Source organism: Streptomyces koelreuteriae (assembly GCF_018604545.1).
GTDB lineage: Bacteria > Actinomycetota > Actinomycetes > Streptomycetales > Streptomycetaceae > Streptomyces > Streptomyces koelreuteriae.
In genome coordinates, this window is record NZ_CP075896.1 from 2,840,265 (window position 1) to 2,866,883 (window position 26,619).

Consider the following 26,619-nt stretch of genomic DNA (forward strand, 5'->3'; position numbering starts at 1 on the left):
CGCGAGCGGTGTCAGGGCTCACCCGACGGCCGTTCGGTTCTCGAGCTGTTTGGGGGGCGGGCCGTCGTAAACGGGTGGCATGGCCGAGCAGAACACGCAGCGGTCGCCGATGACGTCGATGCCGCACCAGTGGCAACTGCCGCGCCGTACGGAGGTGACCAGTTGGTAGAGGACCGACAGGTCGGGCAGGAAGCTGCAGAACTCGATGAGCTTGCCGGTGCCCCACCAGCCGGGGGACTCGGCCGGGAGCGGGATCTCGCGCAGCCCCTGCACCTTCCAGGAGGGGGCGAGGGTGGTGGTGACCCAGTCGGACTGGAGCTGCCCCTTGGCGACGAGCATCCACGTGCCGAACTCGGGGCCGGGGAGGGCGGCTTCGGGGGTGATCTTCACGAGCCGTGGCTCGGGGTGGGCGAGGACGCCGAACTGGCTGCCCGGGACCCAGGACTTGGCGTGTGATTTCAGGCCGACGGGGACGCGGTCGAGGCGGGTGACGGAGCCCAGCAGCGCCCCGGCGTGGATGTAGTGGACGAGCAGCCGGCCCGCCGAGGCGAGCACGCCGGGGCTGATGTCGCAGGACGCGAGCTGCCGTAACTGACGGGCCAGGACCGCCAGTCCGAGCGGAGGCAGATCCGGGCGGAAGAGGGCGATGCGGTCGCTCTCCATGAGGGAGCGCAGGGTGTGCAGGCGGCGCTGTACGGCGGTGGGCGCGGCCTGGGAGCAGACCACGATGACGTGTCCGTGGTGCTCGACCAGGGCCTGCATCTCGGCGAGCGCCTGTTCCAGGGGGCGCTTGTCGATGTCCCTCAGCACGACGGCGGGCAGGGTGCGTTCGTCCTGTGGCGGCAGTGCCATGTCGGCACCTGTCACGGCAATGGCAGTTGGCACGCGCAGCTCCCCGTTTCCCCATGCCCGTCGGCGCGCCGGTGTGACTCCGGCCGACTTCGGTGACTTCACTGCGTGACTACCTCAGCACTGTATCCACGGCTCTGTGACCGGAGAACAGCGTTTGTGTAGCTCGGGAGCAACTGTCGTTGCACAAGATGCGCCAAAACGGGGCAGGTTGAGCATCTTGCCGGTCGAGGGCGAGGACTCAGGGCGAAGCCCCAAGTTGGTCTGGACCTCTTGACAGCACCTCTGGTCTGGACCATTTTCTTGTCATGTCCAGACACAGACGATCCCTGCGGCTGTGGTCGGGTGCCGTCACGGCTGCCCTGGCCCTCACTGTCACGACCGTCGGCCAGGCCTCCGCGGCCGACGTCAACAACGCCAGGAACGCCGGCTTCGAGTCGGGCCTGAGCGACTGGACCTGTTCCGCCGGCAGCGGTACGGCCGTCTCCTCCCCGGTGCACGCCGGCACGGCCGCGCTGAAGGGGACCCCGGCGGGGCAGGACAACGCCCGGTGCGCCCAGACGGTGCGGGTGAAGCCCGGCTCGACGTACACCCTGGGCGCCTGGGTCCGGGGCGGCTACGCCTATCTCGGCGTCTCGGGCACGGGCACGACCGATGTGTCCACCTGGACCCCGGACTCCTCCTCCTGGAAGCAGCTGTCGACGACCTTCAGGACGGGCTCGTCAACCAACTCGGTGACGGTGTACACGCACGGCTGGTACGGGCAGGCCGCTTACTACGCGGACGACGTGTCGGTGTTCGGGCCCGACGGGGGCGGCGGCACCGACCCCGGCCCCACGGTCCCGGCCGCGCCGGGCGGTCTGAACGTCTCCGGGACGTCGTCCTCGTCGGTGTCCCTGGCGTGGAACACCGTCTCCGGGGCGACGGGCTACACCGTCTATCGCGACGGCACGAAGGTGACGGCCGTCTCGGGCACCTCGGCGACGGTGACCGGGCTCGCGGCCTCGACGTCGTACTCCTTCCAGGTCACGGCGACCAACGCGGCGGGCGAGTCTCCCAAGTCGGCGGCGGTGACGGGCCGGACGAACGCGCCGACCGGCCCCGGTCCCGCCCTGCCCAAGCACGCGGTGACCGGCTACTGGCAGAACTTCAACAACGGGGCCGCGGTCCAGAAGCTCGCGGACGTCCAGTCGCAGTACGACATCATCGCCGTCGCCTTCGCGGACGCGACCTCGACGCCGGGCACGGTGACCTTCAACCTGGACTCAGCGGGGCTGGGCGGCTACACCGTCGACCAGTTCAAGGCGGATGTCAGGGCCAAGCAGGCCGCCGGCAAGAAGGTCATCATCTCGGTCGGCGGTGAGCGCGGCACGGTGGCGGTGAGCGACGCCGCGTCGGCGACGAACTTCGCGAACTCCGTCCACTCCCTCATGCAGACGTACGGCTTCGACGGCGTCGACATCGACCTGGAGAACGGCCTCAACGCGACCTACATGACCCAGGCCCTGCGGTCGCTGTCGGCGAAGGCGGGCTCGTCGCTGATCATCACGATGGCGCCGCAGACCATCGACATGCAGTCGACGTCGAACTCCTACTTCCAGACGGCCCTGAACATCAAGGACATCCTCACCGTCGTCAACATGCAGTACTACAACAGCGGTTCCATGCTGGGCTGCGACGGCAAGGTCTACAGCCAGGGCTCGGTGGACTTCCTGACCGCCCTGGCCTGCATCCAGCTGGAGGGCGGCCTCGCCCCGTCCCAGGTCGGACTCGGCCTGCCCGCCTCGACCCGGGGCGCGGGGAGCGGCTATGTGTCGCCGTCCGTCGTGAACAACGCCCTGGACTGCCTGACCAGGGGCACGGGCTGCGGGTCCTTCAAGCCGTCGCGTACCTATCCCGACCTGCGAGGCGCGATGACCTGGTCGACCAACTGGGACGCGACCGCGGGCAACGCGTGGTCCAACGCGGTGGGTCCGCATGTGCACGGGCTGCCGTAGCCTCCCCTAGCCCATCGGACGGTAGTGGCCAAGGACCCAGGCCAGCTGCGGGAACCACTCCTGGAGCCGTGTCCTGGGCTTGGCCTCCACCACGCACTCGTAGAACCGGCCGTCCATGTGGACCACGGCGACCATCAGCGCCTTGCCGTCCGGGCTCGCCCGGTAGTGGACACCGCGGATCTCCGGCCAGCGGAACTCGATCGTCTGACCGGACGACTCGAAGGCGACGCCGCTCGCGTCGACGACGACCGCGTTGCGCTTGTCGACGGCGAGGAAGTCCGGACCGGCCGGCACCTGCGGGGGCGGAACCTGGCCGGCCTGACCGTACGACGGCGGTACGGGCGGCGCGTACTGCGGTGCGTACTGCGGTGGTGCGGGCGCGTACTGCGGCGGGGGCGGGCCGAAGCCAGGGCCGGGTGGCGGGGGCTGCTGGGTCATCCGGCCATTCTCACGCCTCAGAAGAAGTCGGCCCACGGCTGGTCCCAGATCTGCTTCGTGCACAGGACCAGGAACAGCAGACCGGCGATGGCGAGCATGATGTTGCTGAGCGGGCCGTTGCGCCACTCCCGGGGCGTGCGGGAGGAGTTCAGCAGCCAGATCAGGGTGCCCGCCAGGAAGGGCATGAAGGCCGCGCCCAGGACGCCGTAGATGATGATCAGGCGGAAGGGCTGGCCCTGGAACAGCAGGACCATCGGCGGGAAGGTGAGCCAGAGCAGGTAGGCGCGGAAGGGCCAGGAGCGTTCGCGCTTGCCGGAGGCGATCTCCTCGCCCTTGACGGCCTCCTTGCCCGCGAGCCGGGCCACGAAGTCGGCGAACATCAGGCTCACGCCGTGCCAGACGCCGATCAGCGAGGTGAACGACGTGGCGAAGAAGCCGATCAGGAAGAACTTCGCCGTGGCCGCGCCGTACTCGGCCTCCAGGATGTCGCCGAGCTGGATCAGGCCCTTGTCGCCGCTCGCGATCGCGACGTTCGCCGAGTGGAGCAGCTCCGCGCCGACGAAGAGCATGGCGATCACGAAGATGCCGGTCGTGGCGTAGGCGACGCGGTTGTCCAGGCGCATGACCTTCATCCAGCCGGTGTCGGTCCAGCCCTTGGCGTTGACCCAGTAGCCGTACGCAGCGAGCGTGATCGTGCCGCCGACGCCGCCGATCAGGCCCAGGGTGTTGAGGATCGAGTCCTTCTCGTCGGGCAGCACCGGCAGAAGACCGGCGAAGGCGTCGAGGAGGTTCGGGGTGACCCGGATGGCCAGATACACCGTCACCACGAACATGACGCCCACCAGGACCGTCATGACCTTCTCGAACACCGCGTACTTGTTGAACCAGACGAAGACCAGTCCGACCAGACCGCAGGCGATGGCCCACCACTTCAGGTCCATCACGTCCGGGAACAGCGCCTGCAGCGGCAGCGCGCTCGACGACATCGCCGCCGCGCCGTAGACGAAGCCCCAGACGACGACGTACACGGCGAAGAACCATGTGGTCCAGCGGCCGAGGCTCGCCCAGCCGTCGAACAGGGTGCGCCCCGTGGACAGATGCCAGCGGCCCGCCGCCTCGGCCAGTGAGATCTTCACCAGACAGCCGATGATCGCGGCCCACAGGAGGGTGTAGCCGAAGTTGCTGCCCGCGATGAGCGTGGCGACCAGGTCCCCGGCGCCGACCCCGGTCGCCGCGACGACGATGCCCGGCCCGATGTACTTCCAACTCGCCTTACGCGGCTGAGGAGGCTGCTGGGCTTCGTTCTCCGTGGTGTTTCCCGTGGTGTCCGCCATGCAGGTCAAGAAACATCAAAGAACCCGGACCGACAAGAGGGCGTGGCGCAATCACCCTTAGGGGCGCGGGGAACTGCGCGAACAACCACAACGAACCCGCAGCCCGGGAACAGGCCAAGGCGGCTCTGACAAACCGCCATTGGCCCACCCAGCGGAGCGTCACGGCTGTCGCCGACCACAGCCGTCCGCCCCACACGTACCGAGCTCGAACCACACGGTCTTGCCCGGCCCGTCCCGGTGGCAGCCCCAGCGCTGGGCGAGCGCGTCCACCAGGAATATTCCACGGCCGTTCTCCCCGGTGCCCGCGTCCAGCACCCGCGGCACCCGGCGCTCCGCGTCGGCGACCTCGCAGCGCAGTACGCCGTGCGCGGCGAAGAGCGTCAGCCGGAAGCCGCTCCCGGCGTGCACCAGGGCGTTGGTGGCCAGTTCGCCGACGAGGAGTTCGGCCACGTCCGCCACCTCCCCGTGCTCCGCGAGCCCCCAGCTTTCCAACTGTCTGCGGACCTCCGCGCGTGCCTCGCGGACGGCGGAGGGCCGGGGCCCGTACTCGACGCTGAGGTGGCCCGCTCCCAGGGGTGGCTGGGGAAACGGACCGTACCGTGCGTCGGGGTCCGGGAGGTGGCGCCCGGAGAGTTGCAGCATGGGTCCAGGGTGATCCAGCCGGTCGGTCCGGCGCAGGGGGAGGACTACCCGATCCCCTACCTGCTTGTGCAGGTCACGCGTACTGGAGCCGCACGGTGGCGCCCTCGGTGTCGTCGCGGATGTCGACGTACGCGCACACCTGGCGCGCGTACCACAGGCCCGGTCCGGGGTCCTGGCCGGTGGGCGGCGGCGGGACGAATCCGGCGAGGGGGTCGTCGATGCGGCGGGCCGAGCGGAGTTCGCAGACGCAGGCGGGTGCCTCGCCCCACAGCAGGGCGGCGCCGTCGAGGGGGGCGAGGGCCGCCGCCGTCTCCGCGACGGCCGTGGCGAACAGTTCGGCGTCGGCGGCGGGCAGGCCGCGGGTCTGCGCCCAGGACTGGACGGCCCCGGCGTGCGGCTGTGCGAGGCGCTCGACGCCGACGGGGGGCAGCGGCAGGGGTACGGCGTCGAGTTCGGCCGTGAGCCGTACCGGGTCCTCGTACACCTCCGTGTCGGGGTGGGTGCGGCGGGCCGCGGCGACGACGGCGGGCCCGGCGGTGCGGGTGTCGTACGCGCACAGGGCGGTGGTGGCCATGGGGGCGAAGAGGGGGTTGGCGAGGGCCTCGTAGCGGATCCACTCGGTGGTCTCGCGGGCCGAGCGGCCGGCGCGGCCGCTCCACACGGGTTCCATGAGGAGGTGGATCCCGCCGCCCGGGGCCGCGTGGGCGGCGAGGTAGGCGGCGGCCCGGGCGACGGCGTTGGCGGCGGAGCCGGTGTACCAGTCGGTGTGCGGGATGCAGGTGATGTCCTTGGCGTCGCCGCCGAGGGCGTCCCGGAGCAGGTCCAGGTTGCGGGGGTCGGCGATGGCGACGGGCGGTGGTTCGCCGGGGGCGGCGAGGCCTTCGCCGAGGAAGGGCAGGGCGGCGGCCAGGAAGTCCTCGTCGGAGTCGAAGACGGCCATGCGGTGGTCGAAGGGGGTGGGTGCGGAGGGCTGTCGGACGGTCATGTGTTCCCCTCGGGAGGTGGGTGGGTGTTCCGGTGCGGGAGGGTCAGCGCTGCGCCGTCACCCAGGCGGCGATCTGGCTGCGGTTGCTGAAGCCGAGCTTGCTGAGGATGCGTTCCACATGGCCTTCGGCGGTGCGGCGGGCGATCACCAGGCGGTCGGCGATCTGCTGGTTGGCGAGCCCCTCGGCGACGAGCCGGGCGACCTCCGACTCGCGGCGGGTCAGACGGACCGTGGTGTCGTCCTGCGGGGCCGGGGAGGCCGCGGGGCGCGGGCGGGCCGGTTCCTGGAGGGCCTGGCCGACGAGTTCCGCGAGGCCGAGTCCGCCGCCGCGCCGGTGGGCCCGCTCGAACGCGTCCCGTCCGAGAGCCCGGGTGGCCCGCTCCTCGCTGTCCCGGCGTACGGAGTTCAGGGTGTGGGCGCCCCAGCGGCCGGTGTCGATGTCGGCCCAGACGCGGTCGGCGCCGCCCATCAGCAGGGCCGCGTGCCGGTGGGCGCCGCGTTCGGCGGCGATCGACGCGAGCAGGTCGAGGGTGAGGGCGATGCCGATGATGTCGTGGACGGCGTGTTTGAGCCGCAGGGCCTCACGGGCGTGCCGTTCGGCCCGGGGCCAGTCGCGGCGCACGGTGTGCGCGAGGGCGAGGATGCGCAGCACGTACGACCGTACCCACTGCTCGCCGTGCCGTTCGCACAGCCGCAGGGCCTGCTCGCAGACCTCGACGGCGCGGTCGGCCTCGCCCAGGAAGCCCAGCGCGCAGGCGAGTTCGACCTGGTCGAGGCCGACGAGGCTCAGATGCTGGCCGGGTACGGGGCCGCGGGCGACGGTGGCTTCGAAGTGCGTCAGCGCGCCGGGCAGGTCGTCGCCGAACAGCCGGATGACGCCGATGACGTACTCGGCGTGGGCGGCCTCGGCGGTGTCGCCCAGGGCACGGGCGAGGGCGAGGGCGTCGGAGGCCTGGCGGCGGCCCCGGGGGAAGTCCTGGGTGGTGGCGGCCAGCAGCCCGGCGACCCAGAGTCCGCGGGCCCGTTCCCGGGTCGGCTCGGGGCTGGCGGCCAGGGCCCGTTCGAGCCAGTACAGGCCCTCGCGGGGGGCGCCGCAGGCGTGCCAGTAGAACCACAGGGCGCCGGCGAGCCTGAGTGCGGCGCGTTCCTCGTCCGGGGTGGACAGGCTGAAGTCGAGGGCGGCACGCAGATTGTCCCGGTCGGCACGCAGCCGTGCGACGGTCTCCGGCTGCCCCGGCCCGAACCAGCCCCGCTCGCACTCCTCGGCCAGCCACAGCATCCGGTCCCGCTGCCGCCGCCGCGCGGCCCCCTCCTCCCCCACCGTCCGCCGCAACCGCTCCAGCCCGTACTGCCGCAACGTGTCGAGCATCCGATACCGCACCCCACCGGGCCCCGGCTCCCGGCACAACACGGACTTGTCCACGAGCCCGGCGACGGCGTCGAGGACTTCATCGGCCCGGAGCGCGACGGGTCCGGACCGGTCCTGCCACTCACCTATGGCGTCCCCGGCTTCCCTGGCAGGGGGCGCGGCGACACCGCCGGGGCCTGGCGCGGCCAGGGACGGCGGCGCACCGCCAGGACACGCCACGGGCGAGGGCAACGTCGCACCGCCAGGGCCGGGTGGGGGCGACGGCAATGTCGCACCGCCAAGGCCGGGCACGCCCAGAGACTCCGTCACACCAACAGGGCCCGGCACGCCCACGGACAGCGGCACACCGCCAGGACACGGCACGGGCGAGGCCAGCATCGCACCGCCGGGGCCGGGCACAGCCGGGGACGGAGACGCACCGCCTGGGCCGGGCACAGCCGGGGACGGAGACGCACCGCCTGGGCCGGGCACGGCCAGGGACGGCGACGCACCGCCAGGACACGGCACCGGCGAGGCCAGCACCGCACCGCCCGAGCCCGGCACAGCCGGGGACGGAGACACACCGCCGGGGCCCGGCACGCCCAGGAACAGCGGCACACCGCCCGGACACGGCACGGGCGAGGGCAGCGTTCCGCCACCGGGGCCCTCACCGGCGCGGGGAGCGGCCAGGGGGTAGCGGCGTGGCACGGGTCGCGTCGCGATGCCGGCGGCCGGGCCGCGGTCGGTGTCGCGCGGGGGCAGGGTCCTGGGTCCCGTGAGCTCCTGCGCCGGGAGAGGGCGGGCTCCGGCCGCCACCCCCCGCACGGCCGCGTCGGCGAAGCCCGCCGCGTCCTCCGGCGGGAGAACCCCGGCCGGTGCCGAGCCCGTTCCCCAGCCGGCGTCCCTCTCCCCCGGCTCGTCCGCGCACACCGCTTCCGCCGTTTCCAGGTCGAAGCCGCCCGCCAGGACCGACAGGCGGGCCCAGACCGTCTGTTCGGGGGCGGTGCACAGGTCGTGGGACCAGGCGACGGCCGCGCGCAGGGTCTGGTGGCGGGGCAGGGCCGCGGGGCTGCCGGTGGTGAGGAAGCGGTAGCGGTCGTCGAGGCGGTCCAGGAGCTGGTCGACGTCGAGGACGCGCATGCGGACGGCGGCCAGTTCGATGGCCAGGGGCAGGCCGTCCAGGCGGCGGCAGAGGCGGGCCACGGAGGCGAGGTTGCCGGGGGTGAGGCGGAAGCCGGGGACGACGGCGGCGGCCCGGTCGGCGAAGAGGGTGAGGGCCGGATAGCCCTCGGCGGCGGACAGGTCGCCGTCGGGGTCGGGCACCGGCAGCGGCCGTACCTCCAGCAGATGTTCCTCGGTGAGGCCGAGGCGGTGCCGGCTGGTGGCGAGGATCCGGACGCCCGCGGTGCCGTGCAGCAGGGCCGCGGCCAGCCGGGCGCACGCACCGGCCAGATGCTCGCAGTTGTCGACGACGAGGAGCAGCCGCCGGTCCCGTACCTGCTCGACGAGGGCGTCCAGCGGCGGCTGCGCGGAGTGGTCGTGCAGTCCCAGCGCGTCGGCGGCGGCGAGCGGCACGAGCGCCGGGTCGTGCAGCCCGGAGAGGTGCACGAAGCGCACGCCGTCCGGGAAGGCGCGCTGCACGCGGGCCGCGATGCGTGCGGCGAGCCGGGTCTTGCCGACGCCGCCCGGTCCGGTGAGCGTCACCAGCCGTGCGCGGGACAGCAGTTCACGGCCTTCGGTCAGTTCGCCACGCCGGTCGACGAAGCTGGTCGTCTCGGCCGGTAGCTGGTTGTCCCGTCGTGGCGCTGATCCGCCCATGATCAGCCAGTCCTCTGGGGGGGGTGTGGTCCGAGGATCCGGGCAGTCCGGCTCCCCTTGCGCGAATCCTCACTCTCCCCCGCCGCCTACATATATGCACGCGCGCGTCACACCCGTGGGTGTACTTCGCCCGTGACACCTCGACGGACACGCCGCACGCGTACACTGCGCGACCGCTTTCAGTCTTGACCTGCTCATGCCATTGGCAGAACGATGTGCGCCACCCGCACTACGTACGTCGCACGAACAACCCCACCTCCCACAAGGAGATTTCATGCGACTTCGCATACGAGGTTCCGGGGCCGGCACCGGCAGACGCACCGCCGCCCTCGCCGCCCTTCTCGCACTCGCCCTCGCGGCGCCCCTCTCGGCGACGGCGCCGGACGCCACCGCCGACAGCGCCCCCAAGGCGGCCCCCTCGGCCGACGACGTCAGGCAGTACGAGGTCCATCTGCACGCGACGGCCAAGGACCGCACGGCACTTCAGCGCACGGGCGTGACCGTGGACGAGTCCCACAGTCACGGTGTCGTCGTCTCCGGCCGCGCGGACCAGATCAGAAAGCTGCGCGCCCTGGGCTACGAGGTCACGCCGCTCGGCGCGGTGCCCGACCGGTCCGCGGGCGAGGACGACGTCCGGATCTACGACTTCCCGTCCGCCGACTCGCGCTACCACAACTACGCGGAGATGACGACCGAGATCAACTCGATCGTCTCGGCCAACCCGTCGATCGCGAGCCGGCGCGTGATCGGCAAGTCGTACCAGGGCCGGGACATCGTCGCCCTCAAGATCAGCGACAACGTCGCCACCGACGAGGCCGAGCCGGAGGTGCTGTTCACGCACCACCAGCACGCCCGCGAGCACCTGACCGTCGAGATGGCGCTCTACCTGCTGCGCGAGCTGACCTCCGACTACGGTTCCGACTCACGCGTCACCAGCATGGTGAACAACCGTGAGATCTGGATCGTCCCGGATCTCAACCCGGACGGCGGCGAGTACGACATCGCCACCGGGTCGTACCGCTCGTGGCGCAAGAACCGCCAGCCCAACTCGGGTTCGTCGTACGTCGGCACGGACCTGAACCGCAACTGGAACTACCGCTGGGGCTGCTGCGGCGGCTCCTCCGGCTCGCCGTCCTCCGACACCTACCGGGGCACGGCGGCGGAGTCGGCGCCCGAGGTGAAGGTCGTCGCCGACTTCGTGCGCAGCCGGGTCGTCGGCGGGAAGCAGCAGATCAGGGCCGGTGTCGACTTCCACACGTACAGCGAGCTGGTGCTGTGGCCGTTCGGCTACACGTACTCGGACACCACGACGGGGATGACCGCGGACGACCACGCGGCGTTCAAGTCGGTCGGGCAGAAGATGGCCGCGAGCAACGGCTACACGGCGGAGCAGTCGAGCGATCTGTACATCACCGACGGGTCGATCGACGACTACCTCTGGGGCACGCACAAGATCTTCGGCTACACGTTCGAGATGTATCCGAGGTCCGGTGGAGGCGGGTTCTACCCGCCCGACGAGGTCATCGAGCGGGAGACTTCGCGTAACCGCGACGCGGTGCTGCAACTTCTGGAGAACGCGGACTGCATGTACCGGTCGATCGGAAAGGAAACTCAGTACTGCAGCTGAGGTGCGCGGTTCCCCGCGCCCCTACTCGGCGTTCTCGTCGAAGTAAGCGTCCAGAACCGCGTCCAACTGGCTGTCCCACTCCGTGAAACGGCTCCTGGCCGGTGCTTCGATCTCGATCGGGTACCAGCGCCGGTCAGGGGTGTGGACGGTGACGGTCCAGCGCTTGCCGAAGCGGGCGGTCTCCGTCTCGACCGCGCCGATCTCGTCCCAGCGGAACTCGCACTCCTGGTCGTCCAGGAAGAGGCGTACGCCTCTGTGGTCGGCGACCAGTTTCGCGCGGCGGTCGGAGGCCTCGAAGACGGGACCGTCTTCCGGTGCGGCGTCCTCCGCCGCGGCTTCCTCCACCGGCTCCGGGGCGGCCTCTTCGGCCCCCTCGGCTTCCTCGGTCTCCTCCGTGTCGTCGGCGTCTTCGGCGTCTTCGGCTTCCGCGACCTCGGGCTCCTTCTCCGGCTCCTCGTCCTTCGTCCGTCCGGACGCGGGTGACGTGAGCCCGGGGATGAAGGCCGGGTCGAATCCGGCGCCTTCCAGGGGCTGGCTGCTCGAACCTATGCGCTGCTCCACAGCGGAGCAGTATGGTCGACAAACCTGTGCCGCACACAACCAGCCCCTGCATCGTTATCAGACGCCTACACGAACAGGCTCAGCACCGCGGCCACCACGAACCCCGCCACCGACAGCACACTCTCCAGCACCGTCCACGACTTGAGCGTGTCCCGCTCGCTGATGCCGAAGTACTTGGAGACCATCCAGAAGCCCCCGTCGTTGACGTGCGAGGCGAAGATGGAGCCGGCCGAGATGGACATGATGACCAGGGCGACGAAGGCCTGGGAGTGGTCGCCCTCGGAGAGGAGCGGGGCGACGATGCCCGCCGTCGTGACGATGGCGACCGTCGCCGAGCCCTGGGCGACGCGCAGGACCACGGAGATCAGGTAGGAGAGGACGATCACCGGCAGGCCCACGTCGTTGAACGTGTCGGAGAGGGCCTGGGCGACGCCGCTGGCCTTGAGGACGGCGCCGAAGATGCCGCCCGCGCCGACGACCAGCAGGATGTTGCCGACCGGCTTGAGAGACGCCGTGGACACCGTCTCCAGGGACTTGCGGGACCAGCCGCGCCGGATGCCGAGCAGGTAGTACGCGAGGAACAGGGCAAGCGTGAGCGCCACGAAGGGGTTGCCGAAGAACTCGATCACCGAGCGGAGCGTGGAGGGGTCCAGGGCGATCGAGGAGAACGTCGCGGCGAGGATGAGGACCAGGGGCGTGCCGATGATGCCGAGGACCGTGCCGAGGGAGACCGGCTGCTCGCGCGGCTCGGTGCCGGTCGCCCGCTGCTCGTCGAGGACCGCCTGCTTGGCCTCTTCGGCCGCCTCGACCATGTCCTGCGGCACGGCGACGAAGATGCGGCGGCCGATCCACGCCGAGTACGCCCACGCGGCCAGCACGGCGGGCAGTCCGCAGACGATGCCCATGAGGATGACCCAGCCGAGGTCGACATTGAGGAGACCGGCCGCGGCCACCGGGCCGGGGTGCGGCGGCAGGAAGGCGTGGGTGACGGAGAGGCCCGCGAGCAGGGGCAGACAGTAGAGCAGGATCGACTTGCCCGAGCGCTTGGCGGCGGCGTAGACGATCGGGGCCAGGACGAAGATGCCGACGTCGAAGAAGACCGGGATGCCGAAGATCAGGCCCGTGAGGCCCATGGCGAGCGGGGCGCGCTTCTCGCCGAAGAGGCCCAGGAGACGGCTCGCCAGTACCTCCGCGCCGCCGCTGACTTCGAGGATCGCGCCGAGCATGGTGCCGAGGCCGATGATGATCGCGACATGGCCGAGGATGCCGCCCATGCCGGACTCGATCGTGGAGACGGCGTCCGACTTCTGGACCGTGCCGAAGAGTTCGGTGACCGAGAGACCGGCCGCGAGGCCGACGGCTATGGAGACCGCGAGCAGCGCGACGAACGGCTGGAGTCTCATCTTGATGATGAGGAACAGCAGGAGCCCGATGCCGAGGGCGGCGGTGAGCAGCAGTCCGGCCGTGCCGTCCACGAGGAGGAGCAGGCCTCCGGTGTGGGGTGGGGTCTCGGCAGGGGCGGCCGCGGCGAGCGGAAGGGACATGGGGGGGTCCTCTACGTAAATGCATTCGGTTTCGGGGTAGGGGGGAGCGCGGCGCGGCGCTCCGAAGGCGCCGCGCCTCAACGAAAAGAGGGGTGTGTCAGCCGAGTACGGCCAGCGCGTCGATCTCGATGAGGAGACCCGCGGGCAGGCCGACGTAGACCGTGGTGCGCGCGGCGGGCGGCTGGGTGAGGCCCTGCTCCTCGAAGTACGCGTTGTAGATCGCGTTCATCTCGGCGAAGTGGTCGACGTCGGTGAGGTAGACACGGATCATCATCACGTCGTCCCAGCCGGAGCCGCCCTCTTCGAGGATGGCCTTGACGTTGGCCAGGGTCTGGAGGGTCTGCTCGCGCAGGGTCGGCCCGGCGGGGGTGGGCGCCTTGCCCTCCTCGGCGGGCAGGAAGCCGACCTGGCCGGCGACCTGGAGGATGTTGCCCTTCTTCACCCCGTGCGAGAACTTCGCCGGCGGGGTGGTGTGGGTCTTCGGGGTGAGTGCGATCTTGTCCGTCATACGGTGCCCTTCACTGGTGTCCTGCCGGAGTACTCGCCGCTGATGGCGTCCGCCGTACGGCGCACCAGCGGCAGGAGGGTGAGGAGTTCGTCGGCGGTGACGACGACGTTCGGCGCGGAGACCGACATCGCGGCGACGACCCGGCCGTCGGCGCCGCGGATGGGCGCCGCGACGCAGTTGATGGACTCCTCGTGGCCACCGAGATCGGTGGCCCAGCCCTGTTCGCGCACCTTGTCCAGCTCGCGCAGGAACGCGCCGGCGTTGGGTGTCGAACGGGCCGTGTACGTGGGGTAGTCGAGCTTCTCGGCCACGGCCCGGCGCTCGTGCTCGGGCAGGTCGGCGAGCAGCAGCTTCGCGACCGCGGCGACGGTGATGGCGACGGGCTTGCCGATGCGGGAGTACATCCGCACGGGGTAGCGGCTCTCGACCTTGTCGATGTAGAGGACCTCGTTCTCCTCGTACACGGCGAGGTGCACGGTGTGCCCGCAGCTCTCGTTGAGGCGGATCAGATGGGGATGGGCGATCTCGCGGACGTCGAGGTTCTCCATCGCCTCCTGGGCGAGCGCGAAGAGCCGGGCGCCGAGGCGGTAGCGCTGGTCGGACTGGCGGTAGACGAGGCCGTGCTCGTGGAGGGTGCGCAGCAGGCGCAGGGCCGTGGACTTGTGCACGTCGAGGCGGTCGGCGACCTGCCCCAGGTCGGCGGGGCCCTCGGCGAGCAGCGGCAGGATGCTGAGCGCGCGGTCGACGGTCTGGCTCATGGCGTACGTACCTCCTCGTCGGCCCGCTGTGCCTCCGCGGTCCAGCCCGGGCCGAGTCGCAGTCTCCCCCATGCCGCGTCGTCCAGGGCGGCGAGCCGGTCGGCGTGCTCCCGGGAAGGCGGCGTGGCGTGGTCGCCGGGGACGGTGAGGGCGGCGGCGGCCATCAGATGCCCGTGCCGCAGCCGGTCCCGGACGGGCAGTGCGCGCAGGGTGGCGGAGAGGAACCCGGCGGCGAAGGCGTCTCCGGCGCCGACCTCGGCGACGACGTCGACCTTCGGGGCGGGGACGAAGGTGACGTCCCGCTTCTCGAAGACGGTGGCCCCGGCGGCGCCCTGCTTGACGACCAGTACCTCGGGTTCGGGGAGGGCGGCGCGGACGGCCTCGGGGCTGTCCAGCCCCCAGGCCTCGTCCTGCCCGACGAAGACGAGGTCGGCGCCGCGTGCGAGGTCCCGCAGCACCTTGGGGGCGTCGGTGTCGCCCCAGAGTCCGGGCCGGTGGTTGACGTCGAAGGAGACCAGGGGGCGGCCGGGGCGGCGGGCGGTCAGCTCGCGCATCAGCTCCAGGCAGCTCGTGGAGAGCGCGGGCGTGATCCCGGACAGGTGCAGCACGCGCCCGGAGCGCACCGCCGCAGGGTCGGGGTCCGTGACACTCATCGCGGACGCCGCGGAACCGGCCCGGTAGTACGCCACCTCGTGCGCGTCGGTGGCCCGGTCCCCGGCAGTGCGGAAGTAGATGCCGGTGGGGCGGCCGGGATCGCGCCGGACGTGGGCCACGTCGACCCCGTACCCGCCGATCGCCTCGACCAGGTGATCACCGAACGGGTCGTCCCCCACCCGGCTCACCCACCGCACGGAATGCCCGGCGGCGGCCAGCACGCACGCCACGTTCGACTCGGCCCCGCCGATGCCCCGTTCGAAGGAGGGCACATCGGCGAGCCGCCCCGGCCGGGAGGGCAGGAACGTGACCATGGACTCGCCGAGCGCGACGACGTCCACGACGTCGGGGGCGTTGCAGGGTCCGGTGGGGGTCACGATGCTCGTGGCTCCTCTTCGAGGCGTCGGGCCGGCCGGTGACGGTTTCATTGACCGGGGGTGGCCGAGATGTTAGACAGCGTGCATCGACATACGCAATGACGGTTGCACAGAACGCAACACTGCTGATCAGGAGGCTCCATGACAGCCGACACCGCCGCCGAGTCCCTCGCCCGGCTCGCCGCCGAGCGCGTCGACCACCGCTTCAAGGGCCTCCCGCCGGACGCCGACGGACTGACCGTGGGCGAGCTGGCCGCCGAGCGCCGCAACCTCTTCACCGGCGGCTTCGCCACGCCCGTGCTCGCGCTGTCCGCCGAGCGCCTGGAGCACAACCTGAGGCTCATGGAGACGTACGCGACCCGGCACGGCCTGGCCTTCGCTCCGCACGGCAAGACCTCCATGGCCCCGCAGCTCTTCCAGCGGCAGATCGAGCACGGGGCGTGGGGCATCACGCTGGCGGTCCCCCACCAGGCGCGGGTGGCGCGCGCGTTCGGGACCCGGCGGATCTTCCTCGCCAACGAGCTGGTCGACGCGGCGGCCCTGCGCTGGGTCTCCGCCGAGCTGGACGCCGACCCGGACTTCCGCTTCGTCTGCTACGTCGACTCCGTGCGCGGAGTGGAGCTGATGGACGCGGCCCTGAGCGGTGCCGGGCGCCCGGTGGACGTCGTCGTCGAACTCGCCGCCGGGGAGGGCGCCCGGACCGGGGTCCGTACGGAGGAGGAGTGCGCGGCGGTCGCGGACGCGGTGGCGCGCACCCGGACCCTGCGGCTCGTCGGTGTCGCGGGCTACGAGGGCGAGGTGCCGAAGGCCGACCAGGAGCGGGTGACGGCGTGGCTGCGGCGGCTGGTCGCGCTCGCCGCCGGCTTCGACGAGGCCGGGCGCTTCGAGGGCCTGGACGAGATCGTCGTCAGCGCGGGCGGCAGCGCCTGGTTCGACGCGGTCGCCGAGGTCTTCGCGGAGATCCCCGAACTCTCCCGTCCCGTCTGCAAGTTGCTGCGCTCGGGCGCCTACGTCTCGCACGACGACGGCCACTACCGCAAGCTGACCCCGTTCAACCGGGTCCCCGAGGAGGGCGCCCTGGAGCCGGCGTTCCGCCTGTGGACGCAGGTGGTGTCGCGGCCCTCCGCCGAGCAGGCCTTCGTCAACGCGGGCAAGCGGGACGCGGCCTACGACCTCGATCTGCCCTTCGCGCAGGTGATCCGCCGGGACGGCGCCGAGCGCCCGGCCACCGGGGTGTCGGTGACGGGCCTGTCCGACCAGCACGCGTGGCTGAGCACCACGCCGGAGGCGGATCTGGAGGTCGGTGACTGGGTCGGTCTGGGGCTGTCCCATCCGTGCACGTCGTTCGACAAGTGGCAGCTGATCCCGGTCGTGGCGGCGGACGGCACGGTCGTCGACTACGTCCGTACGTTCTTCTGAGGAGGCCCGCGATGGAAGAGCTCGTCATCCGGGACGCGGAGGTCGTGGACGGCTCCGGCGGACCCTCCTACCGGGCCGATGTCGTGGTCGACGGCGGCCGGATCGTGTCGATCGTCAAGGAGGCGGCCGCGGCCGGCTGCCAGCGCCCCCGGGCGCGCCGGGAGCTGGACGCGGAGGGGCTGGTCCTCTCCCCCGGCTTCGTCGACATGCACGCCCACAGCGACCTGGCCCTGCTGCGCGACCCCGACCACAGCGCCAAGGCCGCCCAGGGCGTCACCCTGGAGGTCATCGGCCAGGACGGACTGTCGTACGCGCCGGTCGACGACCGCACGCTCGGCGAGGTGCGCCGGGCGATCGCCGGGTGGAACGGCTCCGGTGACGACATCGACTTCGACTGGCGGTCGGTGGGCGAGTATCTGGACCGGCTGGACCGGGGGATCGCGGTCAACGCGGCCTATCTGATCCCCCAGGGCACGGTCCGCGCGCTCGCCGTCGGCTGGGAGGACCGCGAGGCGACCCCCGACGAGCTGGACCGGATGCGGCGGCTGGTCGCCGAGGGCATGGAGCAGGGCGCCGTCGGCATGTCGTCCGGGCTGACGTACACGCCCGGCATGTACGCGCAGGACGCCGAACTCACCGAGCTGTGCCGGGTGGTGGCGTCGTACGGCGGCTACTACTGCCCGCACCACCGCTCCTACGGCGCGGGCGCCCTGGAGGCCTACCGGGAGATGGTCGCCCTGACCCGTGAGGCGGGCTGCTCCCTGCATCTCGCCCACGCCACCATGAACTTCGGCGTGAACAAGGGCCGGGCGCCGGAGCTGCTGTCCCTCCTGGACGAGGCGCTGGCGGCCGGGGCCGACATCAGCCTCGACACCTACCCCTACACCCCGGGCTGTACGACCCTGGCGGCCATGCTGCCGAGCTGGGCGAACGAGGGCGGCCCCGAGCAGGCACTGAAGCGGCTGGCGGACGAGGAGACGGCGGCGCTGATCCGCCACGACCTGGAGATCACGGGCTCGGACGGCTGTCACGGCGTGCCCATCGAGTGGGACACGATCGAGATCTCGGGCGTGGGCGATCCGGCCCTGGCGGAGTTCGTCGGCCGGACGGTGAAGGAGTCGGCGGACGTGCGCGGCGAGGCCCCCTGGGCGACCGCGCGCGGGCTGCTGCTGGCCGACCGGCTGGCCCCGACGATCCTCCAGCACGTCGGCCACGAGGAGAACGTCCGGGCGATCATGCGCCACCGCGTGCACACCGGCGGCTCGGACGGCATCCTCCAGGGCGCCAAGCCGCACCCGCGCGCCTACGGCACCTTCCCGCACTACCTCGGCCACTACGTGCGGGAGTTGGGGGTGCTGTCGCTGGAGGAGTGCGTCGCGCACCTCACCGCACGCCCGGCGGCCCGGCTGCGACTGCCGGACCGGGGCCTGGTGCGCGAGGGGTATGTCGCCGACCTGGTCCTCTTCGATCCGGCGACGGTGGCGGCGGGGTCCACTTTCGACGAACCCCGCACGCTCCCTACGGGCATCCCGTACGTCCTGGTCGACGGCTGTTTCGTGATCGAGGACGGCCGGCGCACGGACGTCCTGGCGGGCCGGGCGGTCCGCAGAACCGCTCTCGTGTGACCACCCGGCCCGGCACCCTGCCCTACGGCTTGGGCAGGGTGCAGCCGCTCGCGCTCAGGTCGAGCTTGCTGTCGACGCCGAAGCAGGCCGGGACCTGGTAGATCTGCTGGGCGTAGTTGATGCCCTTGCGGACGGTCACGTTGCCGTTCGCGTCGACCTCACAGGGGTTGTTCACCGTGCAGCGCTGGCCGTCCTCGTTGCCGGTGTTGTTGATCGCGACGACCTTGCCGGTGGCCTGGTCGACGACGGGCGAGCCGGACGTGCCGCCGATGGTGTTGCAGGCGGAGGTGTAGCGGACCGAGTCCTTGAAGGTCCAGTCGCCTTCCTTCAGGCTGTGTGCGAACCCGTCGATGTCGCAGCTGTAGATCCGCTTCCAGTAGCCCGAGGGGATGCTGATGGCGGTGCCGGCGACCGGGTGCGCGTCGTTCAGCGTCAGCGCGTCGATGCCGTACGAGCTCTTGATCTGCCCGTACGTGGTGGTGAGCTGGTAGAACGCGACGTCCGTGTCGGTCATCGTGCCGTACGCGAGCTTGTTGGCGCGCAGGGTGGCCACCCGCGAGCCGGAGGAGTTGAGCAGTCCGAAGGTACGGCTGGAGGCCTGGTCGACACGGACCTCGCCGGGACCGGGCATGCCGCCGTCCAGACAGTGGCCGTTGGTCATCACCAGCGCCGGGTCGTTCGCCTCGGCGTCCGGCATGCGGACGACGGAGCCGGAGCAGTTGCTGAGCGCGACGGTGCCGGCGAAGTTCACAGCCTTGGCCGACGGGCTCCTGAGCCCGGACAGGGTCTCCGTTGCGGACGTGACCACGTCCGTGACGGCGGACGTGACCTTGCCCGTTTCCGCGCCCTTGCCGAAGCCCTGGGGGCCTGCTTCGGCAGCGGTCGCGGGAGCCGCGCCGGCCCCGGCTATCGCCAGGGCGAAGAACGCGGCGGCGAGAGGTTTTCTCATGGGGGGTCCCCTCTTGCGACGGAGGCGGCCGGAAATCCTCCGGCCGCCCGCACTGTTGTCATGTGCATTGTGATCGTCGCAAGGCGGGCGGCACAAGAACCTGTTTCACAACGGGACCCTCGGCGTCCGGGCCGACCCTACGCAACCGCCGTGACCTGCCGGGAACTTGGGGGGCACGGTTGGGGGACTTGGTGGCCGCTTCCGAGCTTCGTCGGGTTTTGCCCGGGTAGCGGGCGCCCCGCCCCGGGGTGCGGGGAACCACGCACCCGTCGCCCCTTTGGCCCAATCCGCCTCCGCGCGCGCTCCCGGCGCCCCCGGAGGCCGATGAGGCTGCGTATGGCGATTTCATGCGAAACCGGCGCGTCTCGCGTGGCGGAAAACACGAGCCACGGGGCATTACCGGGCCGTAAGCTCCCTGTCATGCAGGTGATCCAGTCGACCAAGCTCGCCAACGTCTGTTACGAGATCCGGGGCCCGGTGCTCGAGGAGGCGATGCGCCTGGAAGCAGCAGGTCACCGCATCCTCAAGCTCAACACCGGCAACCCGGCGGCGTTCGGCTTCGAATGCCCGCCCGAGATCCTGGAGGACGTCCTCCGGAACGTCTCCTCGGCCCACGGATACGGAGACGCCAAGGGGCTGCTGGCCGCACGCCGCGCGGTCGTCATGCACAACCAGACCCTCGGCATCGAGACGGACGTCGAGCACGTCTTCATCGGCAACGGCGTCTCCGAGCTGATCGTGATGGCGATGCAGGCGCTGCTCGACGACGGCGACGAGGTCCTCGTCCCCGCGCCGGACTACCCGCTGTGGACCGCCGCCGTCTCCCTGTCCGGCGGCACGGCCGTGCACTACCGGTGCGACGAGCAGGCCGACTGGATGCCGGATCTGGCCGACATCGAGCGCAAGGTCACCGACCGCACCAAGGCGATCGTGATCATCAACCCGAACAACCCGACCGGGGCCGTCTACGACGAGGCGATGATCAAGGGGCTCACCGACATCGCCCGCCGCCACAACCTGCTGGTCTGCTCGGACGAGATCTACGACAAGATCCTCTACGACGAGGCCACGCACACCCCGACCGCCGCCGTCGCCCCCGACCTGCTCACCCTCACCTTCAACGGCATGTCGAAGGCGTACCGGGTCGCCGGCTACCGCGTCGGCTGGATGTCGATCTCCGGGCCGCGCGCCCACGCCGACTCCTACATCGAGGGCCTGACGATCCTCGCGAACATGCGGCTGTGCGCGAACATGCCGGGACAGCACGGCGTGGTCGCGGCGCTCAGCGGACGGCAGACGATCAACGACCTGGTCCTGCCGGGCGGCCGGCTGCGCGAGCAGCGCGACGTGGCGTACGAGCTGCTGACCCAGATCCCGGGCGTGACCTGTGTGAAGCCGAAGGGCGCGCTGTATCTCTTCCCGCGTCTCGACCCCAAGGTCTTCAAGATCAAGGACGACCGGCGCATGGTCCTGGACCTGCTGCGGCGCGAGAAGATCATGGTCGTCCAGGGCACCGGCTTCAACTGGCCCGAGCCGGACCACTTCCGGGTGGTGACCCTGCCGTCGGTGGGCGACCTGCGGGACGCGATGGGCCGGATCGGGCACTTCCTGGACGGCTACAGCCAGCCCTGACCGAAGAGACCCCGCTCACACTGCGTGTGCGGGCGGTCCGGTTTTGTGAACAACTCAACTTTAGACGAAATCTAAGCTAGGATGGCTTCCTGAAGCACTCAGGAGGCCGTCCCATGTACGAACCGATCCGCGCCAAGTCGGTCCACAGCACGATGGCCGGCACCACCGCCGACTTCCCCCACCGCTCGCGTGAGGAAGAGCTGGACATCCAGCTCGCCGGCCATCTCGCCGCGCTCCTCGCCGTCACGGACGAACTCCGCGCGGCAGCGCCCTCGGCCGACCTGGACGCCTCGGCGGAACGGCTCACGGAGCAGGTGGCCCGGCTGCGGGGTGGGCGTACGCCGACCCGGGCGTCCCGGGGGCGCCGCGAGCGGAGTGCGGTGGCGCTCCATCGGCGGGCGCATGCCCTGGCGGGGCGGGCGTTGGTTGTCGCCGCGTCCCGGGCTGATACGGCTGCGGCGATTCTGGCCGCCGAGCAGATGGATGTGCACTCGGCGGCCCTCGATCCGCGCGAGCTCGCCTCCCACTGAGCCTGTTTAACGGGCTCCCTTGAACGGCCCCGGTCCGCGCGCACCCGCAGCGACGCGCGGGCCGGGTGCCACAGTTTGTGAGTGGGTGCGGGTTGAGTTGGGCTGGTCGCGCAGTTCCCCGCGCCCCTTGGGGACGTCCCCCTAACGGCATCGCAAGAACTAGCGCCTCACGTAGGTCTCCGCCGATGCCGTCGAGTTCTCGTGCAGGGCGTCGCCCGGCCACGTCACCGTGTAGGTCGTGTCGCCGTAGGTGCGGGGGATGTCGTTGATGGTGAAGGTGCCGTCGGCGGCGGCGGTCACCGAGGAGAGGGTGCCCCTGCCGAGGCGGTCCTCGCGTACGACCTTGAGCACGGCTCGGTCCGCGAGGGGCTTGCCCTGGGCGGTGAACTTGCCGGTGATCTCGATGCCGTCGGAGAGGTTCGCCTCCTCCGGTGCCGTGAGGGCGATGGCGGTGGGGGCCTTGGCGACGGTCACCGTGTGGGTGATGTCCGTGGCCGGGCGGTGGGTCAGGTCGCCGAGGTAGGAGACGGTGTAGGTGGCCTCGCCGAGGCGGTCGGGCTCGTCGAGGACCGTGAAGGTGCCGTCCGCCTTGACGGTGGCGGTGCCCAGGTCATGGGTGCCGCTCGCGTCGGTGCGGGTCGCCTTGACCTTCAGCGGCTCGGCGGGCGCGGGCCCGTCGTGCTCCAGCTTGCCGCGCACGGCCAGCGGCTCGCCCGCCACGGCCTGGCCGGGGCTGTGGGTGAGGCCGCCGGTGAAGCGGGCGTCGTACTGGACGGCGGGCGGCTTGATGATGTGCAGCCAGTACTGGCCGCCGGACGCGTTGGTGGTGACCGCGAACAGCCGGGAGCCGTCCGCCGACCACTTCATGCCGCGCGGCACGACGCGGTCGCCGTCGAGGCTGCCCTCGAAGACGAACTCCAGCGGGGTGGTGGAGTCGCCCGGGTCGGCGGGCTGCACCAGCAGGTCGGGCACGGAACCCGTGGCGGAGGCTCCGCGGGCGATGTACTTGCCGTCGCCGCTGAAGGCGACCGCGCTGGCGGTGGCCCCCTCGGGCAGGGCCCGGTAGCCGGTCGCCGCGTCCGAGAGGTCGCCGGTGTTCAGCAGCCGGGTGCCCGCCGTGGCGTCGGCCAGGGCGACCTTGCCGCCGTCGGCGGAGAACGCCAGGTCCTTGAGGTTCAGGGCGCCGTTGCCCTGGCCGTCGGCGAAGCGCCGCGCGGCGTTGCGCACGAGGGCGCCGTCGCTGGTGTCGTACACGGCGAGGAAGGGGTCGGCCGCCTTCGCGTTGAGCGGCTGGCCCATGAGCATGCGGTCCCCGGCTCCGGCCTCCAGCAGCAGATCGCCGCTGTCGTTCCAGCCGGTGCGGGTGTGGGTGCCGTTCACGATCCCGTCGAGGTGGGTCTCGGCGGTGGCGCACTGGGAGGTCGAGGACGCGTAGGGCGTCGTGAAATAGGTCTGGCCGCCGGACTGGGCGACCTCCCGGCCGCAGGTGTCGGTGCTGACGGAGGCGACGGTGGTGCGCTGGTAGGTGGTGGTGTCGAAGGCCTCGATACGGTCGCGCAGCCCCGCGTAGAGCGTGTTGCCGTCGGCGCTGACCGCGAGGCCCGAGACATGGGCCTGGTTGGTGGTGAGCGTCGTCAGGCGCTCGCCCCCGAAGGTGTAGACGGCGATGGTGCCGGAGTTGAGGTAGTAGCCGACGTTGCTGTCGGCGACGAAGACGCGCTGGTGGACGTTGTCGACGGCCAGCGCCGAGTACGACGAGATCGGCAACTTGGCCACGGCGTCGGAGGCCGCCGCGTGCGCCGCGGGTGCGGCGGCGACGGTCAGGCCGGTCCCCGCGAGTAACGCGGCGGACAGCGTGGCGGCGAGCCGTCTGGAACGGTGTGCGGTATTCAACTGTGCCCCCCACAGACTGTTTTGAGAGCCCCACCGGGACCGGTGAGGCGCCTGAAGCATGAAACAGCCGTGAAGATTCGGTGAGCAAGGGGGCGCGACGGGAACGACGAAGGCAGGGGCTCGCACGCCGTTGTGCGAACCCCTGCCTCCGGTCCTGCTGGCACCGCGGCCGGCCGTGACGATGTTGCTGGTCAGGGCACTCTCGGTAGACCGGCCGCGGAGTCTTGGGGGTGGGTGTCAGCCCAGGCGCTTCACCAGCGCGCGGTACTCGTCCCACAGCTCCTTCGGCGTGTGGTCGCCGAAGGTGTTGAGGTGCTCGGGGACCAGGGCGGCCTCCTCGCGCCAGACCTCCTTGTCGACCGTGAGCAGGAAGTCCAGGTCGGCGTCGGACAGCTCGAGGCCGTCCGTGTCGAGGGCGCCCTTCGCCGGCAGGACGCCGATCGGCGACTCGACACCCTCGGCCGAGCCGTCCAGGCGGCCCACGATCCACTTCAGGACACGGGCGTTCTCACCGAAGCCGGGCCACACGAACTTGCCCTGGTCGTCCTTGCGGAACCAGTTGACGTAGTAGATCTTCGGCAGCTTGGACTGGTCCTTGTCCTTGGCCACGTCGATCCAGTGGGCCATGTAGTCGCCCATGTTGTAGCCGCAGAACGGCAGCATCGCGAACGGGTCGCGGCGCAGCTCGCCGACCTTGCCCTCGGCGGCGGCGGTCTTCTCGGAGGCCACGTTGGCGCCGAGGAAGACGCCGTGGTTCCAGTCGAAGGACTCCGTCACCAGCGGTACGGCGGTGGCGCGGCGGCCGCCGAAGAGGATCGCCGAGATCGGCACGCCCTTGGGGTCCTCCCACTCGGGCGCGATGATCGGGCACTGCGAGGCCGGGACGGTGAAGCGGGCGTTGGGGTGCGCGGCCGGGACGCCCGACTCCGGGGTCCAGTCGTTGCCCTTCCAGTCCGTCAGGTGGGCCGGAGTCTCCTCCGTCATGCCCTCCCACCAGATGTCGTTGTCGTCGGTGAGGGCGACGTTGGTGAAGACGGAGTTGCCCCACAGCGTCTTCATCGCGTTGGCGTTGGTGTGCTCGCCGGTGCCGGGGGCGACACCGAAGAAGCCGGCCTCGGGGTTGATGGCGTAGAGCCGGCCGTCCTCGCCGAAGCGCATCCAGGCGATGTCGTCGCCGATGGTCTCGACCGTCCAGCCGGGGACGGTCGGCTCCAGCATGGCGAGGTTGGTCTTGCCGCAGGCGCTCGGGAAGGCCGCTGCGACGTACTTGGCCTCGCCGCGCGGCGGGGTGAGCTTCAGGACGAGCATGTGCTCGGCCAGCCAGCCCTCGTCACGCGCCATCACGGAGGCGATGCGCAGGGCGTAGCACTTCTTGCCGAGCAGGGCGTTGCCGCCGTAGCCGGAGCCGTAGGACCAGATCTCGCGGTCCTCGGGGAAGTGCGAGATGTACTTGGTCTGGTTGCAGGGCCAGGGGACGTCCTCCTGGCCGGGCTCCAGCGGGGCGCCCAGGGTGTGCACGGCCTTGACGAAGAAGCCGTCGGAGCCGAGCTCGTCCAGGACCGCCTGGCCCATGCGCGTCATCGTGCGCATGGCGACGGCGACGTAGGCCGAGTCGGTGATCTCGACGCCGAGCGCGGAGAGCGGCGAGCCGAGCGGGCCCATGCAGAAGGGCACGACGTACAGCGTGCGGCCGCGCATCGAGCCGCGGAACAGGCCGCCCTGACCCCCGGAGCCCTGGAAGATCTCCCGCATCTCGGCGGGGGCCTTCCAGTGGTTGGTCGGGCCCGCGTCCTCCTCCTTCTCGGAGCAGATGAACGTCCGGTCCTCCACGCGGGCGACGTCGGTGGGGTCGGAGGCCGCGTAGTAGGAGTGGGGGCGCTTGATCGGGTCGAGTTTCCGGAAGGTGCCCTTCTGGACGAGCTCCTCGCACAGGCGCTCGTACTCGGCCTCGGATCCGTCACACCAGACCACGTTGTCCGGCTGGGTCAGCTCGGCGATCTCGTTCACCCACGAGATCAGCCCCTGGTGAGTGGTGGGGACGGTGGGAGCCGCGATGTCGCGCGCCACGATTGCTCCTAAATGAGGGTTTTTTGTTGATGTGGAGGCCCCGTGGGGGCTGCGACCCGGATGCTTCACGGTGCAACTTGGCGCTCATCCGGTGCCGACCGCACTCATTTGATCATCCGACGTCCGCGCCCATCTGTCCAGAGGAGCGCACAGGTGAGCAACGTGAGGATCGCCACGGTTTCTCGGGGACGCTTTGCGTGCACGTTGGGTTCACATGACCGTCCGTTTGCGTAACCATCGTTCGGGGGCGGTGAGAGGATGGCCACTCTTCATCGGCCAAACGACCGGGCTGATGGGTCACTTACGCTTCCGTAGCTACCATTCGGCCATGACTGCGTTCGTCCCCGACGCGCCCTCGGATACGCCGGCCGATGGCCGTGGCCCGGTGGCTCTCTCCCTGCCGCACCCGGTGAAGCCCAAGCTGCGCGGCTGGCTGCACCTCGGCATGTTTCCGGCCGTGCTCGTCGCGGGCCTGGTCCTGACCGCCCTCGCCGACTCCTCCAGAGGGCGCATCGCCTGCGGTATCTACGTGCTGACGGCGTGCCTGCTGTTCGGCGTGAGCGCGCTGTACCACCGGGGCAACTGGAGTCCGCGCATGGACGGCGTTCTGCGCCGCCTGGATCACGCCAACATCTTCCTGATCATCGCGGGCACGTACACACCGCTGACCATGCTGCTCCTGCCCGGGGCGAAGGGGCAGTGGCTGCTGTGGGGCGTCTGGGCCGCGGCGGCGGCCGGGATCATCTTCCGCGTCTTCTGGGTGGGCGCCCCGCGCTGGCTCTACACCCCCTGTTACATCGCGATGGGCTGGGCGGCCGTCTTCTATCTGCCGGACTTCATGCGGACCGGCGGGATCGCCGTCCTCGTCCTGGTCATCGTCGGCGGACTGCTCTACAGCGCGGGCGGCGTGGTCTACGGCATAAAGAGGCCCAACCCGTCACCGCGCTGGTTCGGCTTCCACGAGGTGTTCCACTCCTTCACCCTGGCGGCCTTCATCACGCACTACGTGGGGATCTCGCTGGTGGCGTACCAGCACGCGTAGACAGTGCATGCCTTTTGACAGT

At 70.9% G+C, this 26,619-nt stretch carries 21 protein-coding genes; 7 read left to right on the forward strand and 14 right to left on the reverse strand.

The genetic code is table 11. The features are described from left to right. Positions 1-18: 18 nt before the first annotated feature. The gene (locus KJK29_RS12435; protein ID WP_215118896.1) at positions 19-852 is read right to left on the reverse strand and encodes a hypothetical protein; all 834 of its coding nucleotides are present in this window, start codon (positions 850-852) and stop codon (positions 19-21) included. Between the two features lie 305 nt (positions 853-1,157). Between KJK29_RS12435 and KJK29_RS12440 the strand changes: the two genes are divergently transcribed. Next, positions 1,158-2,846 carry a chitinase gene (locus KJK29_RS12440; protein ID WP_215118899.1) on the forward strand — a complete coding sequence of 563 codons (1,689 nt, stop codon included), beginning with the start codon at positions 1,158-1,160 and terminating at the stop codon, positions 2,844-2,846. 6 nt (positions 2,847-2,852) lie between these two features. Here the strand turns inward: KJK29_RS12440 and KJK29_RS12445 are convergent, their stop codons facing one another. From KJK29_RS12445 to KJK29_RS39365, 5 genes are all read right to left on the reverse strand, one after another. Then, positions 2,853-3,284 carry a hypothetical protein gene (locus KJK29_RS12445; protein WP_215118900.1) on the reverse strand — a complete coding sequence of 144 codons (432 nt, stop codon included), beginning with the start codon at positions 3,282-3,284 and terminating at the stop codon, positions 2,853-2,855. A 17-nt stretch (positions 3,285-3,301) separates the two neighbouring features. Next, a complete protein-coding gene (locus tag KJK29_RS12450) occupies positions 3,302-4,618 on the reverse strand; it encodes an Nramp family divalent metal transporter (protein ID WP_215118901.1) in 1,317 nt (438 codons plus the stop codon). A gap of 159 nt (positions 4,619-4,777) precedes the next feature. After that, positions 4,778-5,260 (reverse strand): ATP-binding protein, encoded by a 483-nt coding sequence (locus KJK29_RS12455; RefSeq protein ID WP_251057769.1) that lies wholly within the window; start codon positions 5,258-5,260, stop codon positions 4,778-4,780. Between the two features lie 73 nt (positions 5,261-5,333). After that, positions 5,334-6,245, reverse strand: coding sequence for an MEDS domain-containing protein (locus KJK29_RS12460; protein WP_215118902.1), 912 nt, complete (start codon positions 6,243-6,245; stop codon positions 5,334-5,336). Between the two features lie 43 nt (positions 6,246-6,288). Next, positions 6,289-9,411: a LuxR C-terminal-related transcriptional regulator gene (locus tag KJK29_RS39365; RefSeq protein ID WP_370869133.1), complete on the reverse strand. Its 3,123-nt coding sequence runs from the start codon at positions 9,409-9,411 to the stop codon at positions 6,289-6,291. A 274-nt stretch (positions 9,412-9,685) separates the two neighbouring features. On the opposite strand from KJK29_RS39365, the gene KJK29_RS12475 reads away from it, so the two are divergent. After that, on the forward strand, positions 9,686-11,038 hold the full coding sequence (locus KJK29_RS12475; protein WP_215118903.1) for a M14 family metallopeptidase: 1,353 nt from the start codon (positions 9,686-9,688) through the stop codon (positions 11,036-11,038). Between the two features lie 21 nt (positions 11,039-11,059). On the opposite strand, the gene KJK29_RS12480 is transcribed toward KJK29_RS12475, so the two are convergent. The 5 genes from KJK29_RS12480 to KJK29_RS12500 all read right to left on the reverse strand — a co-directional run bounded on the left by KJK29_RS12480 (position 11,060) and on the right by KJK29_RS12500 (position 15,440). After that, positions 11,060-11,599, reverse strand: coding sequence for a hypothetical protein (locus tag KJK29_RS12480; RefSeq protein WP_215118904.1), 540 nt, complete (start codon positions 11,597-11,599; stop codon positions 11,060-11,062). A gap of 65 nt (positions 11,600-11,664) precedes the next feature. Beyond that, on the reverse strand, positions 11,665-13,143 hold the full coding sequence (locus KJK29_RS12485; protein ID WP_215118905.1) for a GntP family permease: 1,479 nt from the start codon (positions 13,141-13,143) through the stop codon (positions 11,665-11,667). A gap of 97 nt (positions 13,144-13,240) precedes the next feature. Next, positions 13,241-13,651 (reverse strand): RidA family protein, encoded by a 411-nt coding sequence (locus KJK29_RS12490; RefSeq protein WP_184591008.1) that lies wholly within the window; start codon positions 13,649-13,651, stop codon positions 13,241-13,243. Continuing rightward, positions 13,648-14,409, reverse strand: a complete 762-nt coding sequence (locus KJK29_RS12495; protein WP_215118906.1) for an IclR family transcriptional regulator — start codon at positions 14,407-14,409, stop codon at positions 13,648-13,650. The genes KJK29_RS12490 and KJK29_RS12495 overlap by 4 nt, the downstream gene beginning before the upstream one ends. Beyond that, on the reverse strand, positions 14,406-15,440 hold the full coding sequence (locus KJK29_RS12500; RefSeq protein WP_215118907.1) for a sugar kinase: 1,035 nt from the start codon (positions 15,438-15,440) through the stop codon (positions 14,406-14,408). Before KJK29_RS12500 ends, KJK29_RS12495 begins: the two co-directional genes overlap by 4 nt. Before the next feature lie 141 nt (positions 15,441-15,581). Between KJK29_RS12500 and KJK29_RS12505 the strand changes: the two genes are divergently transcribed. Then, positions 15,582-16,859 (forward strand): amino acid deaminase, encoded by a 1,278-nt coding sequence (locus KJK29_RS12505; protein ID WP_215118908.1) that lies wholly within the window; start codon positions 15,582-15,584, stop codon positions 16,857-16,859. Positions 16,860-16,870: 11 nt separating this feature from the next. After that, positions 16,871-18,484, forward strand: coding sequence for an N-acyl-D-amino-acid deacylase family protein (locus KJK29_RS12510; protein WP_215118909.1), 1,614 nt, complete (start codon positions 16,871-16,873; stop codon positions 18,482-18,484). Between the two features lie 22 nt (positions 18,485-18,506). Here the strand turns inward: KJK29_RS12510 and KJK29_RS12515 are convergent, their stop codons facing one another. Next, the gene (locus KJK29_RS12515; RefSeq protein ID WP_215118915.1) at positions 18,507-19,433 is read right to left on the reverse strand and encodes a S1 family peptidase; all 927 of its coding nucleotides are present in this window, start codon (positions 19,431-19,433) and stop codon (positions 18,507-18,509) included. Between the two features lie 420 nt (positions 19,434-19,853). Between KJK29_RS12515 and KJK29_RS12520 the strand changes: the two genes are divergently transcribed. Both KJK29_RS12520 and KJK29_RS12525 read left to right on the forward strand, forming a co-directional pair. Then, on the forward strand, positions 19,854-21,065 hold the full coding sequence (locus tag KJK29_RS12520; RefSeq protein WP_215118922.1) for a pyridoxal phosphate-dependent aminotransferase: 1,212 nt from the start codon (positions 19,854-19,856) through the stop codon (positions 21,063-21,065). A 113-nt stretch (positions 21,066-21,178) separates the two neighbouring features. Next, the gene (locus KJK29_RS12525; RefSeq protein WP_215118928.1) at positions 21,179-21,595 is read left to right on the forward strand and encodes an SCO4983 family protein; all 417 of its coding nucleotides are present in this window, start codon (positions 21,179-21,181) and stop codon (positions 21,593-21,595) included. 159 nt (positions 21,596-21,754) lie between these two features. On the opposite strand, the gene KJK29_RS12530 is transcribed toward KJK29_RS12525, so the two are convergent. Beyond that, positions 21,755-23,488 (reverse strand): WD40 repeat domain-containing protein, encoded by a 1,734-nt coding sequence (locus tag KJK29_RS12530; protein ID WP_215118930.1) that lies wholly within the window; start codon positions 23,486-23,488, stop codon positions 21,755-21,757. Between the two features lie 237 nt (positions 23,489-23,725). Continuing rightward, the gene (locus KJK29_RS12535; RefSeq protein ID WP_215118934.1) at positions 23,726-25,555 is read right to left on the reverse strand and encodes a phosphoenolpyruvate carboxykinase (GTP); all 1,830 of its coding nucleotides are present in this window, start codon (positions 25,553-25,555) and stop codon (positions 23,726-23,728) included. 328 nt (positions 25,556-25,883) lie between these two features. Here KJK29_RS12535 and trhA point away from each other — a divergent pair, with 328 nt between their 5' ends. Next, complete coding sequence (gene trhA, locus KJK29_RS12540; protein WP_215118935.1) at positions 25,884-26,597, forward strand: PAQR family membrane homeostasis protein TrhA; 714 nt, start codon at positions 25,884-25,886, stop codon at positions 26,595-26,597. Positions 26,598-26,619 lie beyond the last annotated feature (22 nt).

Excerpts from the sequence above, each read along its gene's own strand:
- KJK29_RS12435 (WP_215118896.1), bottom strand. The coding sequence starts at position 852 with ATGGCACTGCCGCCACAGGACGAACGCACCCTGCCCGCCGTCGTGCTG.
- KJK29_RS12440 (WP_215118899.1), top strand. The coding sequence starts at position 1,158 with ATGTCCAGACACAGACGATCCCTGCGGCTGTGGTCGGGTGCCGTCACG.
- KJK29_RS12445 (WP_215118900.1), bottom strand. The coding sequence starts at position 3,284 with ATGACCCAGCAGCCCCCGCCACCCGGCCCTGGCTTCGGCCCGCCCCCG.
- KJK29_RS12450 (WP_215118901.1), bottom strand. The coding sequence starts at position 4,618 with ATGGCGGACACCACGGGAAACACCACGGAGAACGAAGCCCAGCAGCCT.
- KJK29_RS12455 (WP_251057769.1), bottom strand. The coding sequence starts at position 5,260 with ATGCTGCAACTCTCCGGGCGCCACCTCCCGGACCCCGACGCACGGTAC.
- KJK29_RS12460 (WP_215118902.1), bottom strand. The coding sequence starts at position 6,245 with ATGACCGTCCGACAGCCCTCCGCACCCACCCCCTTCGACCACCGCATG.
- KJK29_RS39365 (WP_370869133.1), bottom strand. The coding sequence starts at position 9,411 with ATGGGCGGATCAGCGCCACGACGGGACAACCAGCTACCGGCCGAGACG.
- KJK29_RS12475 (WP_215118903.1), top strand. The coding sequence starts at position 9,686 with ATGCGACTTCGCATACGAGGTTCCGGGGCCGGCACCGGCAGACGCACC.
- KJK29_RS12485 (WP_215118905.1), bottom strand. The coding sequence starts at position 13,143 with ATGTCCCTTCCGCTCGCCGCGGCCGCCCCTGCCGAGACCCCACCCCAC.
- KJK29_RS12490 (WP_184591008.1), bottom strand. The coding sequence starts at position 13,651 with ATGACGGACAAGATCGCACTCACCCCGAAGACCCACACCACCCCGCCG.
- KJK29_RS12495 (WP_215118906.1), bottom strand. The coding sequence starts at position 14,409 with ATGAGCCAGACCGTCGACCGCGCGCTCAGCATCCTGCCGCTGCTCGCC.
- KJK29_RS12505 (WP_215118908.1), top strand. The coding sequence starts at position 15,582 with ATGACAGCCGACACCGCCGCCGAGTCCCTCGCCCGGCTCGCCGCCGAG.
- KJK29_RS12510 (WP_215118909.1), top strand. The coding sequence starts at position 16,871 with ATGGAAGAGCTCGTCATCCGGGACGCGGAGGTCGTGGACGGCTCCGGC.
- KJK29_RS12515 (WP_215118915.1), bottom strand. The coding sequence starts at position 19,433 with ATGAGAAAACCTCTCGCCGCCGCGTTCTTCGCCCTGGCGATAGCCGGG.
- KJK29_RS12520 (WP_215118922.1), top strand. The coding sequence starts at position 19,854 with ATGCAGGTGATCCAGTCGACCAAGCTCGCCAACGTCTGTTACGAGATC.
- KJK29_RS12525 (WP_215118928.1), top strand. The coding sequence starts at position 21,179 with ATGTACGAACCGATCCGCGCCAAGTCGGTCCACAGCACGATGGCCGGC.
- trhA (WP_215118935.1), top strand. The coding sequence starts at position 25,884 with ATGACTGCGTTCGTCCCCGACGCGCCCTCGGATACGCCGGCCGATGGC.